The organism is Synechococcus sp. 60AY4M2, assembly GCF_002760375.1.
Taxonomy (GTDB): Bacteria; Cyanobacteriota; Cyanobacteriia; order Thermostichales; family Thermostichaceae; genus Thermostichus.
This window is the reverse complement of sequence record NZ_AUMZ01000001.1, coordinates 2,775,765-2,788,304: the sequence shown is the minus strand read 5'-3', so window position 1 is coordinate 2,788,304 and position 12,540 is coordinate 2,775,765. Positions and strand designations below refer to the sequence as shown.

Sequence of the window (12,540 nt, the reverse complement as noted above, 5' to 3'; positions counted from 1 at the left end):
GTGGCGGTAGGATGAGGAGGTGGGGACCCTTCCACAACGCCTCCACATCTTTTTTCTGTCTGTGTTCACTGCTCCTCCTGCGAGTTTGGCAGCCGATCCCATTGCCCCTTTTGCTCCCCAAACCTGGAGCTGGCGGGGTCACGCCATTCGCTACGTCGTCCAGGGATCTGGCTCCCCACTGATTTTGGTGCATGGCTTTGGGGCCTCCATTGGCCACTGGCGGCACAACATCCCTGTGCTAGCGGCGGCGGGATACCGGGTCTATGCTTTGGATTTGCTGGGGTTTGGCGGCTCGGCCAAGCCGGCCCTTGCCTACAGTCTGGAGCTGTGGGCCGAGCTGCTGGCGGATTTTTGGCGGCAGCATGTGCGGCAGCCGGCGGTGTTCATCGGCAACTCTATCGGCGCCTTGCTCAGCTTGCTCATGGCTGCCCGCTATCCCCAGCTTGTTGCTGGAGCCGTGCTGCTCAACTGTGCCGGCGGTCTCAACCACCGCTCCCACGAGCTCAGCCCGCTGGCCCGCCTTTTCATGGCCACCTTCACTGCTCTGGTGGCCTCGCCGGTCACGGGGCCCCTTCTGTTTGATTGGGTGCGGCAGCGGCAGCGGATCCGCGCCACTCTGAAACAGGTGTACTGCAACCCTGCCGCCATCACTGACGAGCTGGTGGAGATCCTCTACGCCCCTTCCTGTGAGCCGGGAGCGCAGCAGGTGTTTGCCGCTGTTCTCACGGCTCCCCCTGGCCCTACGCCGGAAGCGTTGCTGCCCCAGGTGCGCTGTCCGCTGCTGGTGATTTGGGGGGAACGGGATCCCTGGACGCCTATTCAGCGGGGTCGCGGCTTTCAAAACCATGTGCAGGGGATCGACTACCAATTTTTCCCTCTTCCCGATACGGGCCATTGCCCCCACGACGAGCGCCCAGAGATTGTCAACCCCTTGATTTTGAGCTGGCTACCCAAAGCCTTTGCCACGGCTTAGCCTTTCTTGGAGGCTTGGGTAGTTCTTTTGCCCAGGCCCAGCCACTTGCGCACCCTGTCTATCCAGCTCTGAAGGGGCGAAGGCTGGGGCCGAACTGCCACCTGAATGGGCTCGTCTTGAAACTCTTTGTCCTTAAGGCGAAAGCCAAACTCCAGCTCGTCTTTGACTTTGCTAAGACGGGGAAAGAGGCGGACGGCTGCTTTTTTGAGCTCTTCCTCGTTTTGGAAGATGGCCTGGTGGATGGCGCTGGAGCGACTGACCGCCAGGGATCCCACGGGCAGCCAGGGGTTGGGTTTGCCGGGCTCAGCTTGGCGGCGCCGGGCAAAAATGGCGAACTCCGGCATCCCCTTGGCTTTCAGCTCGTCGTAGCGTTTGGCGGCTTCCTTGCGCTTGGCCGTGTTGGCCTTGGCCGGTTTCTTCTCTGGCTTGGATTGGCTGAAACCCTTGGGCTGACTCATACTCCAGTAGGGCAACGGTGGATCCCCATAGCTTAGCGCAGAACGACTCCCGCCCGCGGGAAGATGCCATGCATGGCATGCTATACTTACAAAGCCTTGGATTTGGATTGCTCCTCGGGATGTAGCGCAGCTTGGTAGCGCACTTCGTTCGGGACGAAGGGGTCGCAGGTTCGAATCCTGTCATCCCGATAGATTCAGGAAAATGTGGGGCAACGGCCATCCTTCGAGCCTAAGGCCCTCTTCCCCTTGGGCAGCAGAGGGGCAAAAGCGCAGCCTGCGGCACTCAGATCACTGGTGGGGTTGTAGGTGACGCAGCCAGGCGTTGACGTTAACGCGGAGCCGCTGCCCAAGCTGGAAGAGGCGGCGCAAGGTTTCGCCAGGGATCTCCTGGCCTTCTTCTCGAAGGTGGGTTGGGCCGCTCGCGCTCCCTTCAGCCAGATGCAGTTGAAGTTCTCTCTGCCGTTCCAGACCCAGCAGGTAGAGCTCCTGGAGGCGATCCAGGTTGATGGGCAGGCGCAGATCGTCAGCTAGTTTTAGCCACTCCTCCAGGTTGTGGAGCTGTTCGCCAAAGCTCTCCGGCTCAAAATCGTGGGCAAGGTGCCACATCCCCCGCTGCAAGAGCCGATCCAAGACCCGGGCCGCCTCCTCCCGCCGCAACTGACACCCCAACTGCTCCGCCTCGCGGGCGATTGCCCGCAACTCCAGCAGGTGATCCTGCTTGCCCCCTTCCACTTCCATCGCCCGCAAGCTGCTCAACAGGCGCTGGTTGAGAGTGATCTGCGCGGCAGCCAACAGCTCTTCCGGGATCGGCAGGCCATCGGCCCGAAAAGCCATCAAAACCCCGTAATTTTCCAGGTAGGTTTGGCGATAGAGCTGGGCCAGGCGATCTAACGTGTCTTGGGTAAGCCAGCGCAGCATCTGCTGCCGGTCTTCCTCAATCAGGGCGTTGAGGTCAAAGGTTTCCGGGCCAAACAGCTCTTGCAGGGTTAGGACTAGCTGGATGCGGCTGCGGGATCCAGATAGCAGGGTGGCTTTCAACTGCTCGTAGCTGCGCCGCCCTGTAAACGGCTTAACCCCACACTGAAAGTCCCAGCCGCCCAGATGGAGGAGAGCGTAGATGAGGTCGTGCTCTTCGCCGGTGTTGGGAAAGGCGAGCTTCACCCGCCCGACGAGCAGTGTGGATCCCCCTATAGCCAGGCGCTCCTGATCCACCGGCTCCAGCATATATCCGGGGGCTCGGGGCATGCCGTTGCACAGGGAAAGCAGGGCGTGCTGGGCCACCAGCCGCTGTGGGCTGATCAAAGCGGGGCGCACCAAAGCCCAGTAAACCCCCTTGCCATCTCTGTATAGGTCGAGGTTACTGGGAGCCTTGCTCAAGCGGCCCAGAAACTCTTCTTCCAGATCCACATCCGCCACTGCTGCCGCCAGCTCGATGGCCCGCGCCGCGTAGCGCAGGATCTGCACTCCCTCAGGACGCGAGAGCTCCTCGAAGAACCAGCCGCAACTGGTAAACATCAACTGGCCGTAGCGCTGCATCTCCAGTAGGCGCAGCACCTGCACTCGGTCTTCGGCAGTGAGGCGGTGGCTCTGGTGCTCCTGCAAAAACGCCTCGCAGCGCTCCCGATCCAAGATCACCTCGATGTAGCGATCCCGGGCCAGCCAGGGATCCCGCAGGTAGGCCTTGGCCTCCGTCTCGTAGATCTCGGCCAACTGATCCCGCAGCCAGTTGAGGGCCTCCCGCAGCGGTTGCCGCCAGCGCTGGTGCCAGCCTGGAACCGCCCCACAGCCGCAGTCGCGCGACCACCGTCCTACCCCGTGGGCGCAGCTCCAGGCGGTGACCGGCTTCAGTTGCACCTCCCAGGTGGGGGGATGGTGGCTGAGGAAGTGGCCGTAGTTGCCCACCTGCCACCCCCGCCGGGGAAACTCTTCGCAAAAGGCGTAGGCCAGCGTGCGCTCCACGCTGCGCTTGTGGTGGCCAAAGGTCTCGCCATCGGTAGCACAGTTGATCAGATAGGGTTCCCCTTTTCTGTCAGGGCGGATGGCCAGCCGGATCCGCTCCGCCAGCGACTGGGTGCTGTAGACGATATCGCCAAAGCCAAGATCCCGGGAGATAGGGCCATCAAAAAAGAAAATGTCCAGGTAGCCGCTGCGATCCGGGGTAAAGCAGCGGTAGGGCCGGCTGGGATCGATCTGACCCTGGCTGACATCGATCCATTCCGTTTGACCCAAAGGACGAATGCGCTGCGCCTGGCTGGGTGCCAAGATGACAAAGCGGATCCCGCAGTCGACTAAGGCTTTAACCGTTGCCGCATCGATGGCGGTTTCCGCCAGCCACATGCCCTCGGGAAAGCGGCCAAAGCGATGCTGGAAATCGGCAATCCCCCAGCGGATCTGGGTGTACTTGTCCCGCTCGTTGGCCAAGGGCAGGATGACGTGGTTGTAGACCTGGGCGATGGCATTGCCATGCCCCTCCAGCCGCTCGGCGCTGAGGCGGTCGGCAGTCAAGATGCGTTGGTACACTTCAACATCGTGCTCCTCCAACCAGGAGAGGAGAGTGGGGCCAAAGTTAAAACTCAAGAATTCGTAGTTATTGACAATGCGCACCACCCGCCCCTGCTCGTCCAGGATGCGGGCAAAGGCGTTGGGACGATAACACTCCGCCAGAATGCGCTCGTTCCAGTCGTGGAAGGGGGCAGCGCTGGGCTGGCGCTCAATGCGGTTTAGCCAGGGATCCTCCCGCGGCGGCTGGTAGAAATGACCGTGCAGCACCACGTAGGGAGCGGTGGTTGTAGCTCGCGGAGGCGGAGAGCTAGCATCAGCTAAAAAGGGAGCCGGATCCCCTTGCCCTGATTCGGCCGCCGGCATAGAGGCGTTTTTGGAGCCACTCGGCAGCATGAGACCCTACTCCTTGCCCGCCCTCGGAGCTTCAGTTCTGGGGAGACGGGCTGCTAGTTAACCTAAGTTCATATCCATACGTTACAGCGATCCCCGATCTGCGACTGTCAACGTAAAGGACTTGGACAAAAATTTGACGGCGAATAACTATTGCTTAGCAATCTTCTTGCGTTCCCCCAGCGAAGACTCTTGAGCAAGCCCGAAGATGACCCGATCTCACTGCCACTCGGAGTAACAAGCTATACAAAAAGCCTCACTGATGTCTCCAAGGCTCCCTCCTGGTGGCCGGCCATTGGCAGTTGTTCATGGATTTTGAGGACAGCTTCCAGGCTACAGGTGGCTGCGAAGCTTGTAGCTTTCCAGGGTGTTGGCCAGCAGCATCGTCACCGTCATCGGCCCCACGCCGCCTGGTACAGGCGTGATGGCAGCGGCCCGCTCTTTGACCGCTTCGTAGTCCACATCTCCCACCAACTGCTCAGATCCGTCAGGGTCTTGGATACGGTTAATGCCTACATCGACAACCACGGCGCCCGGCTTCACCATGTCTGCCGTGAGCAAGCGAGGACGCCCTACAGCCATGACCACAATGTCGGCACTGCGGGTTACTTCGGCCAGGTTGGGTGTACGGGAGTGGGCCACGGTAACCGTTGCGTCGGCGGCCAACAACATCAGGCTCAGGGGCTTGCCCACCAGGAGGCTGCGGCCGACCACCACCGCTTTTCGTCCGGCAATGGGGATCCCTTCCGCTTGCAACAGGCGCATCACACCTAGAGGCGTACAACTGCGCAGGCCGGGCTCGCCGCGCACTAGCCGGCCCAGGTTGAGGGGGTGGAGACCGTCCACGTCTTTGGCGGGGTCGATGGCCAGAAGGGGCGGGATGGGATCCCAGCCGGGGGGCAGAGGCAGTTGCACGAGGATGCCGTCGACGCGCTCGTCCTGGTTGAGTTGGGCGATGGCGTCGAGCAGATGGGCGGGGGAGTCTTGGGCGGAAAAATGGCGGCCAAAGGAGGCAATGCCCACTCGCTCACAGGCCCGCTCTTTGCCGCGCACATAGGCAGCACTGGCGGGATCCTCCCCCACCCGCAGCACCGCCAATCCCGGCGGACGCCCCACCCGCGGCAGCCAAGCTTGCACCTGAGCGGCCATCTCGGCTTGCAGCCGGCCAGCCAAGGCTTTGCCATCCAGGATCTTGGCAGACATGGGGGCCCCAGAAGACATCTTGACAACTTGACGATTGTTACGGGTCGAGCATTGTCCGTCAAGCCTCGGCGCAGCAAAGAGGCGACGGCAGAGCGGGATCCCTAGAATGCTTGCCAGTCTTCGTCGTCTTGGTTCAATTCCTCGATGAGGATCTCCACCTGCTGCCGCTTTTCCTCCAAAAACTCGGCGCAGCGCTTCAGGGTCTGGGCGGCCTGTTGGAAGCGCTCCACCACCTCCGCCAGATCCAGCTCTCCCGATTCGATCTGGGCAATCAGACTTTCCACTTCGGCGATGGCTGCTTCGTAGCGCCAGGGATCCTCACGTTTGCGGCGGCTCATGGCTCTCCTCCACTCGGGCCCAGAGGCTGCCCGAGGCCAGTTGTATCCTCAGCCGGGTCTGGGGCGGCAGGCGGTGGCTGCGGACCAGGGATCCCCGCTCGTCGCGCACCAGGGCATAGCCCCGCCTGAGAACGGCGGCAGGATCGAGGGCTTGCAGGTGCTGCTGGAGAGCTTGGTGGCGCTGTTGCTGCTGCTGGAGACGGTGGCGCACGGCCTGGACCAGGCGCTGCTGCTGTTGGGCTAGGCGCTCCTGGGCCTGCTGCAGCAGCCGCTCCGGATGCACCTGGGCTAGGCGGCGCTGGGCGTGGTGCCAACGCTGTTCAGCTTTTTCCAGAGCATGCAGGGTGCGCTCGACAAGCTGCTGGCGCAACTGGAATGCCTGGCGCTGCAGTTCCCGCAGATCGGGCACAACTCGCTCGGCGGCCGCTGTGGGGGTGTGCGCCGCATAGTCAGCAGCGTAGTCAGCTAAGGTCTCATCCCGCTGGTGGCCGATCCCGGTCACCACCGGAATGGAGCACTCGGCAATGGCCCGCACCACCCGCTCGTCGTTAAAGCAGGCCAAGTCCTCGCCGGATCCGCCCCCCCGGGCCACGATCAGCACTTCCGCCCGCCCGTCCCGCTCCACCCGGCGAATGGCCCGCACAATCGACTCCGGGGCCGCCTCCCCCTGCACCTGGGCTGGCGCAAACAGCACCCGCAGCCCGGGGTAGCGCTGGTTGAGGGTGCGGCGGATATCGCCCCAGCCAGCGGCGTCGGGAGAGCTGACGACGGCAATACACTGAGGGTGGGTGGGCAGGGGCCGCTGGTTGTCGAACAGGCCTTCGGCGGCAAGGCGGGCCTTAAGCTGCTGAAACCGCCACGCCAACAGCCCCTCGCCCGCCGGCAGCAGTTGCCAGATAACCAGGCGGTAGTAGCTGCCGCCGCTGTAGATGCCAAGTTGACCCAGGGCCAGCACCCGTTGCCCCACTTCTGGCCAGAAGCTGAGCCGGGCAGTCTGACTTTGCCACACAACCCCCTTGAGGAGGTCGCCGCTTTCCGGATCCACCAGGGTCAGGAACAGGTGGCCGTTGCGGCTGCGCTGGCAACTGGAGACTTCTCCCACCACCCACAGCCTGGCCAGGTAGGGATCCCCGGCCAGCAGCGATTTCAAGTAGCCGGACACTCCCCCCACCGAGAGCAGGGGGACTTCCTCGGCAAGAAAGGATTCTGTCCCGCAGTCGAGGCCATCAAAGGCCAGAGCCATTGCTTGCGGATCCAGATCGCGCATACGGGCTGCCCCATGGAAATGCTCGGGATCCCATCTAGAATAGGCGACGACAGGGCGAGAGAGGAGGCGAGCTGCGGTGACCTTCGCCCAGTGGCTGGGGCTGGCAGCATTGCTGGGTTTGCTGGTTCTGCTCTGGCAGATCCGGCAGATCCTGCTGTTGGTGTTTGCGGCCATCGTCTTGGCAGTAGCTTTGGATACCTTAGCCCAGATCCCGCAGCGCTACGGCTTTCGCCGCGGCCCCTCGCTCCTCATCACCGGTTTGACGGTTCTGGTGGGGGCGATTCTGGTGGGGCTGATCGTGGTGCCTCCCTTGGCGGATCAGTTGCGGCGGCTGTTTACCGATGGGGTGCCCGCCGGGATCGTGCAGGCGCAGCGGCTGTTCGAGAGCCTCATCCTCTCGTTGCCGACGGATATCGAGCTGCCGACGCTGCGGGAGTTGGCCAATAGCTTGGTGCCCCAGGCCACCGAGTTGGTGCGCCAGGTGCGCGACTTTTTCTCCGAGTCCTTCACCGCCTTTTTCGCCACCCTGCTCAATCTGTTGTTTGTGATCATCCTCACCATCCTGTTGTTGGTGGATCCCCAGGCTTATAGCCGCGCCTTTGTCTCGGTTTTCCCGGCCTTCTACCGCCCCCGCGTCCGCTACATCCTCAAGCGCTGCGAGCTGGCGCTGCGAGGGTGGCTGGTGGGGATCCTGTTCACCAGCAGCTTGGTGATGCTGCTAAGCGGCATTGGCCTCTGGATTTTAGGTGTGCCCCTGAGCCTGGCCAACGCGGTGCTGGCGGGACTGTTTAATTTCATCCCCAACATCGGCCCCACCCTGAGCGTGGTTGCCCCCATGCTGGTGGCCCTCACCGATGCCCCCTGGAAATCGCTGGCGGTGCTGGGGCTCTACGTCCTTATCCAGCAGCTCGAAAGCAGCGTCTTCACCCCCATCGTCATGTCGCGGCAGGTGTCGCTTTTGCCCGCCCTAACTTTGGTGGCCCAAGTTACCTCGGCCTTTTTCTTCGGCGTGCTGGGCTTGTTTTTGGCTGTGCCGCTGGCGGCCATCCTGCAGGTGTGGATCCAGGAGGTGCTGATTCGGGATGTGTTGGATCCCTGGCAGGGATCCCGGGCCCGCCCCTTGCCCCTGGCCAAGGGAGATGGGATCCCGGCTTCCCAGGAGAAGCGGAAGCCTCTGCAGCCGGAGAACGAGAACGCCATCCTGCTGCCGTGAGGGTAGAGAAGTTACGGGAGCCGCGGGAAACGTAATCCTCCTTCACATTTCTTCCACAACTGCAGAGGCGCTTCTATAGTGAGGATCCCGTCTCCATCCGTCCAAGGATCGGAACCGCCATGTCCCACTTCACCACCTTGCAAGTGCAAATCAAGGATGCCGACCTGCTGGAAGAGACCCTGAAGGAATTGGGCTACACCGTGGAGCGGAACGCCAGCCTGCGCGGCTACCTCTGGAACCGCACCCGCGCCGATCTGGTGATCCGGCAAAAGAACGGCTTCGACATCGGCTTTCGCCGCAACGGGGATCACTATGAGCTTGTGGTGGATCTGTGGGGGGCGGGCATCGATCCCCAGACCTTTCTGGAGCCGATTTTGCAGCGCTACGCCCACAAGAGCTTGCTGCGCTCTGCCCGGCAACAGGGCTTCGCCATCGAGGCGGAGGAGCATCTAGAGGATGGCACCATCCGCGTAGTGGTGGGGCGCTGGGTGTAGCCGGGCCCATTGGCATCCGCTCATGCTCAGCAACTCCCGACCCTTGGTGGGCACAGGTGAGGGATCCCGGCCCCGCCCTTGGGATCTGGTGTTGGGAGGACGAGCCGCAGCCGGCGGTGCCCCGGCCCACGCCTTAGTTTTGGGGGGGCTTGAGGGGGCGCGGCGACGGCTCACCCAGGGCGACGAGGCGGTGCGTCTGGCCACCTTGCCCCAGCTGCTGCAGTACCGGCCGGCAGGCCTGGCCGAACTGATCGAAGCACTTGCTGGCAACACCTCCTGGGCGGTGCGCCTAGAGGCCTGGCGGCTGCTCTCCCAGCTCGAGCAGCCGGAGGCAGAGGAAGCCTGTCGAACCTACAGCCCCTTTCGCCCGGTGGGGGGTGCCCAGGGGGTCATCGTGGCCTATCGGCGCGGGGAGCGGAACTTTGCCTACGCCGACTTGGAGGGAGTGGATCTGCAAGAGGCGCGGCTGGGGGGTGCCAACTTCTACGAAGCTAATTTGAGAAAGGCCAACCTGGGTCTTTGCAACTTCAACGGCGCCCACCTGCACCAGGCAGATCTGCGCCAAGCTAACTTGCAAGGGGCCAAGCTCAGTGGCGCCGTCCTCCAGGGGGCGGATCTGCGGGGAGCCGATCTGAGGGGGGCGAAAGTCAGCGGCACCAGCCTGCGGGGATCCCGGCTTTCGGAAGAGACCCGCCTGGAGGAGCGGCTGCGCCACATCTGGCAGTTGCAAAACTGGGGGGGACAAGGGCAAGATTTCTCCGGCCAAGACCTGAGCAAGGCCGACTTGAGAGGGCTGGGGCTGCGCCAGATCCGGCTGCGGGGGGCCAACCTCAAGCGCGTGGATCTGCGCGGATCCAACCTGGAGGGAGCAGACCTGCGGGGGGCCAACCTGCAGCGAGCGGATCTGCGGGGGGCCAACTTGCAAAATGCCGACCTCGAGGGGGCCGATCTCGGCGGCGCCGAGCTGCGCCAGGCCCAGTTGCAGGGGGCCAACCTGCGCCGGGCTGACCTCAGCCGCGCCAACCTGACTCAGGCCAACCTGGAAGGCGCCCAGATCGAGGGCCTCAAACACAGCGGATCCCAGATTGCCGGCCTCATCTTCCCCGACGGCACCCCCCTCAAGCCCTGGTGGTGGTAGGCTGACCACCGCTGCCAAATCCAAAGGAATCCCAAGATCCCCAAGCCCCCGCCCCAACCTGGAGCAGCATGAGAGTAGAGATACCTAGGGGGTACGGCTATGGTTTTGGCAGAACAGCTCTCAACCAAACCGCTCACCGACGACGAACTGCGCAAAATGGACGCCTACTGGCGGGCCGCCAACTACCTGTCGGTGGGGCAGATTTACCTGATGGACAACCCGCTGCTGCGGGAGCCCTTGAAGCCAGAACACGTGAAGCCGCGCCTATTGGGGCACTGGGGCACTACTCCAGGGCTGAACTTTATTTACGTGCATCTCAACCGCATCATCAAGCGGGAAAACCTCAACGTCCTCTACATCACCGGCCCCGGCCATGGCGGCCCCGCTCTGGTGGCCAACACGTACCTGGAGGGCACCTACAGCGAGGTGTACCCCAACATCGGCCAAGATGCCGACGGGATGCGCAAGCTCTTCAAACAGTTCTCCTTCCCCGGCGGCGTGCCCAGCCACGTGGCCCCAGAAACCCCCGGCTCCATCCATGAGGGGGGAGAGCTAGGCTATGCCCTGGCCCACGCCTTTGGGGCGGCCTTCGACAACCCCGATCTGTTGGTGGCCTGTGTAGTCGGGGATGGAGAGGCGGAAACCGGCCCTCTGGCTGCTTCCTGGCACTCCAACAAGTTCCTCAACCCCATCCACGACGGGGCAGTGCTGCCGATTCTCCACCTCAACGGCTACAAGATCGCCAACCCCACCATCCTGGGCCGCCTCAGCCGTGAAGAGCTGCAGAGCCTGTTTGTGGGCTATGGCTACAAGCCTTACTTCGTAGAAGGCTCCGATCCGGCCCAGATGCACCAGTTGATGGCCGCCACTTTGGACACGGTAATCCACGAGATCCAAGAAATCCAGCAGCATGCTCGTACCAAGGGGGATCCCAGCCGTCCCCAGTGGCCGATGATCATCCTGCGCACCCCCAAAGGCTGGACGGGCCCCAAAGAGGTGGACGGCAAAAAGGTGGAGGATTTCTGGCGCTCCCACCAGGTGCCGCTGGCGGATCTGGCCAAGAAACCAGAGCACCTCAAGATCCTGGAAGAGTGGATGCGCAGCTACAGACCGGAAGAGCTCTTCGACGAAAACGGCCGCCTGCGGCCCGAGCTGCAGGAGCTGGCCCCCAAAGGGGAAAAGCGCATGGGCGCCACCCCCTATGCCAACGGCGGCCTGCTGACGCGGGAGCTGAAAATGCCGGATTTCCGCCGCTACGCCGTGGACGTGCCGCACCCCGGCACCCTCGAAGCCGAAGCCACCAAGGTGCTGGGGCAATTCTTGCGAGATGTGATGAAGCTCAACCCCCACAACTTCCGCCTCTTTGGCCCCGATGAAACTGCATCCAATCGCCTGGACGCCGTGTTTGAGGCCAGTGACCGCACCTGGGTGGCGCCTATCTACGACTACGACGAGCACCTCTCCCCCGATGGGCGGGTGATGGAGATCCTGAGCGAGCACGTCTGCCAGGGCTGGCTGGAGGGCTACCTGTTGACAGGCCGCCACGGCTTTTTCTCCTGCTACGAAGCCTTCATCCACCTGGTGGACTCCATGTTCAACCAGCACGCCAAGTGGCTGAAGACCACCCGCCACATCCCCTGGCGGCGGCCCATCCCCTCCCTCAACTACCTGCTCACCTCCCACGTGTGGCGGCAGGATCACAACGGCTTCAGCCACCAGGATCCCGGCTTTCTGGATCACGTGGTCAACAAGAAAGCCGATGTTATCCGCGTCTACCTGCCCCCGGATGCCAACACCCTGCTCTCGGTGGCGGATCACTGCCTGCGCAGCCGCCACTACGTCAATGTCATCGTGGCGGGGAAACAGCCGGCCCTGCAGTACCTGGACATGGATGCCGCCATCAAGCACTGCACCCAGGGCTTGGGGATCTGGGAGTGGGCCAGCAACGACCAGGGCTCGGAGCCGGATGTGGTCATGGCCTGCTGCGGCGATGTGCCGACGATGGAAACCCTGGCGGCGGCGGACTTCTTGCGGCAGCACCTGCCGGACATCAAGATCCGGGTGGTGAACGTGGTGAACCTGATGAAGTTGCAGCCGCCCAGCGAACACCCCCACGGCATCAGCGACAAGGAGTTTGTCAGCATCTTCACCCCTGACAAGCCCATCGTGTTTGCCTTCCATGGCTATCCTTGGCTCATTCACCGCCTCACCTACCGCCGCCCCAACCACCACAACCTACACGTGCGCGGCTACAAGGAGGAAGGCACCACCACCACTCCCTTCGACATGTGCGTCCTCAACCAGGTGGATCGCTTCAACCTGGCCAACGACGTGTTGGAGCGGGTGGAGCGCTTCAAATACCGGCGGGATCACGTCCAGCAGTTGATTCGGGACAAGCTGGTGGAGCACAAGCAGTACATCTGCAAGTACGGCGAGGATCTGCCCGAGGTGCGCAACTGGAAGTGGCCCTACTAGTGGATCCCCCTTCCCCCAACTTTCACCTCTAGCCGCCGGCAGGGTAGAGTTTTCTTGGGCTCTCCTGCCGGAGCGTTCTGGGCGGTTGT

General features: G+C 62.8%; 10 protein-coding genes and 1 tRNA gene. 6 read left to right on the top strand and 5 right to left on the bottom strand.

The features are described from left to right. Nucleotides 1-85: 85 nt before the first annotated feature. On the top strand, nt 86-973 hold the full coding sequence (locus tag SYN60AY4M2_RS12220) for an alpha/beta fold hydrolase (RefSeq protein ID WP_168173373.1): 888 nt from the start codon (nt 86-88) through the stop codon (nt 971-973). Here SYN60AY4M2_RS12220 and SYN60AY4M2_RS12215 read toward each other — a convergent pair. After that, the gene (locus tag SYN60AY4M2_RS12215; RefSeq protein WP_011430790.1) at nt 970-1,431 is read right to left on the bottom strand and encodes an HHL1-like protein; all 462 of its coding nucleotides are present in this window, start codon (nt 1,429-1,431) and stop codon (nt 970-972) included. The genes SYN60AY4M2_RS12220 and SYN60AY4M2_RS12215 overlap by 4 nt on opposite strands. Before the next feature lie 115 nt (nt 1,432-1,546). On the opposite strand from SYN60AY4M2_RS12215, the gene SYN60AY4M2_RS12210 reads away from it, so the two are divergent. Continuing rightward, a tRNA-Pro gene (locus SYN60AY4M2_RS12210) sits at nt 1,547-1,620 on the top strand. A 99-nt stretch (nt 1,621-1,719) separates the two neighbouring features. On the opposite strand, the gene SYN60AY4M2_RS12205 is transcribed toward SYN60AY4M2_RS12210, so the two are convergent. The 4 genes from SYN60AY4M2_RS12205 to xseA all read right to left on the bottom strand — a co-directional run bounded on the left by SYN60AY4M2_RS12205 (nt 1,720) and on the right by xseA (nt 7,131). Continuing rightward, on the bottom strand, nt 1,720-4,326 hold the full coding sequence (locus SYN60AY4M2_RS12205) for a DUF3536 domain-containing protein (protein ID WP_099813033.1): 2,607 nt from the start codon (nt 4,324-4,326) through the stop codon (nt 1,720-1,722). Between the two features lie 330 nt (nt 4,327-4,656). Further along, a complete protein-coding gene (gene folD, locus SYN60AY4M2_RS12200; protein WP_011430792.1) occupies nt 4,657-5,526 on the bottom strand; it encodes a bifunctional methylenetetrahydrofolate dehydrogenase/methenyltetrahydrofolate cyclohydrolase FolD in 870 nt (289 codons plus the stop codon). A 101-nt stretch (nt 5,527-5,627) separates the two neighbouring features. After that, nucleotides 5,628-5,864 (bottom strand): exodeoxyribonuclease VII small subunit, encoded by a 237-nt coding sequence (gene xseB / locus SYN60AY4M2_RS12195; protein ID WP_011430793.1) that lies wholly within the window; start codon nt 5,862-5,864, stop codon nt 5,628-5,630. Further along, nucleotides 5,845-7,131 carry an exodeoxyribonuclease VII large subunit gene (xseA, locus tag SYN60AY4M2_RS12190; RefSeq protein ID WP_346426057.1) on the bottom strand — a complete coding sequence of 429 codons (1,287 nt, stop codon included), beginning with the start codon at nt 7,129-7,131 and terminating at the stop codon, nt 5,845-5,847. The genes xseB and xseA overlap by 20 nt, the downstream gene beginning before the upstream one ends. 76 nt (nt 7,132-7,207) lie before the next feature. On the opposite strand from xseA, the gene SYN60AY4M2_RS12185 reads away from it, so the two are divergent. The 4 genes from SYN60AY4M2_RS12185 (at nt 7,208) to SYN60AY4M2_RS12170 (ending at nt 12,451) form a co-directional block, all read left to right on the top strand. Beyond that, nucleotides 7,208-8,344: an AI-2E family transporter gene (locus SYN60AY4M2_RS12185; protein ID WP_099813032.1), complete on the top strand. Its 1,137-nt coding sequence runs from the start codon at nt 7,208-7,210 to the stop codon at nt 8,342-8,344. 119 nt (nt 8,345-8,463) lie between these two features. After that, nucleotides 8,464-8,838 (top strand): DUF1257 domain-containing protein, encoded by a 375-nt coding sequence (locus tag SYN60AY4M2_RS12180; protein ID WP_011430797.1) that lies wholly within the window; start codon nt 8,464-8,466, stop codon nt 8,836-8,838. Between the two features lie 22 nt (nt 8,839-8,860). Next, complete coding sequence (locus tag SYN60AY4M2_RS12175; protein WP_099813031.1) at nt 8,861-9,976, top strand: pentapeptide repeat-containing protein; 1,116 nt, start codon at nt 8,861-8,863, stop codon at nt 9,974-9,976. Between the two features lie 99 nt (nt 9,977-10,075). After that, a complete protein-coding gene (locus SYN60AY4M2_RS12170) occupies nt 10,076-12,451 on the top strand; it encodes a phosphoketolase family protein (RefSeq protein ID WP_099813030.1) in 2,376 nt (791 codons plus the stop codon). Nucleotides 12,452-12,540: the final 89 nt, after the last annotated feature.

What these genes read in the sequence shown, in the direction of transcription:
- xseA (WP_346426057.1), bottom strand. Translation starts at nt 7,131, where the DNA reads ATGCGCGATCTGGATCCGCAAGCAATGGCTCTGGCCTTTGATGGCCTC.
- SYN60AY4M2_RS12180 (WP_011430797.1), top strand. Translation starts at nt 8,464, where the DNA reads ATGTCCCACTTCACCACCTTGCAAGTGCAAATCAAGGATGCCGACCTG.
- SYN60AY4M2_RS12205 (WP_099813033.1), bottom strand. Translation starts at nt 4,326, where the DNA reads ATGCTGCCGAGTGGCTCCAAAAACGCCTCTATGCCGGCGGCCGAATCA.
- folD (WP_011430792.1), bottom strand. Translation starts at nt 5,526, where the DNA reads ATGTCTGCCAAGATCCTGGATGGCAAAGCCTTGGCTGGCCGGCTGCAA.
- SYN60AY4M2_RS12215 (WP_011430790.1), bottom strand. Translation starts at nt 1,431, where the DNA reads ATGAGTCAGCCCAAGGGTTTCAGCCAATCCAAGCCAGAGAAGAAACCG.
- SYN60AY4M2_RS12175 (WP_099813031.1), top strand. Translation starts at nt 8,861, where the DNA reads ATGCTCAGCAACTCCCGACCCTTGGTGGGCACAGGTGAGGGATCCCGG.
- xseB (WP_011430793.1), bottom strand. Translation starts at nt 5,864, where the DNA reads ATGAGCCGCCGCAAACGTGAGGATCCCTGGCGCTACGAAGCAGCCATC.
- SYN60AY4M2_RS12170 (WP_099813030.1), top strand. Translation starts at nt 10,076, where the DNA reads ATGGTTTTGGCAGAACAGCTCTCAACCAAACCGCTCACCGACGACGAA.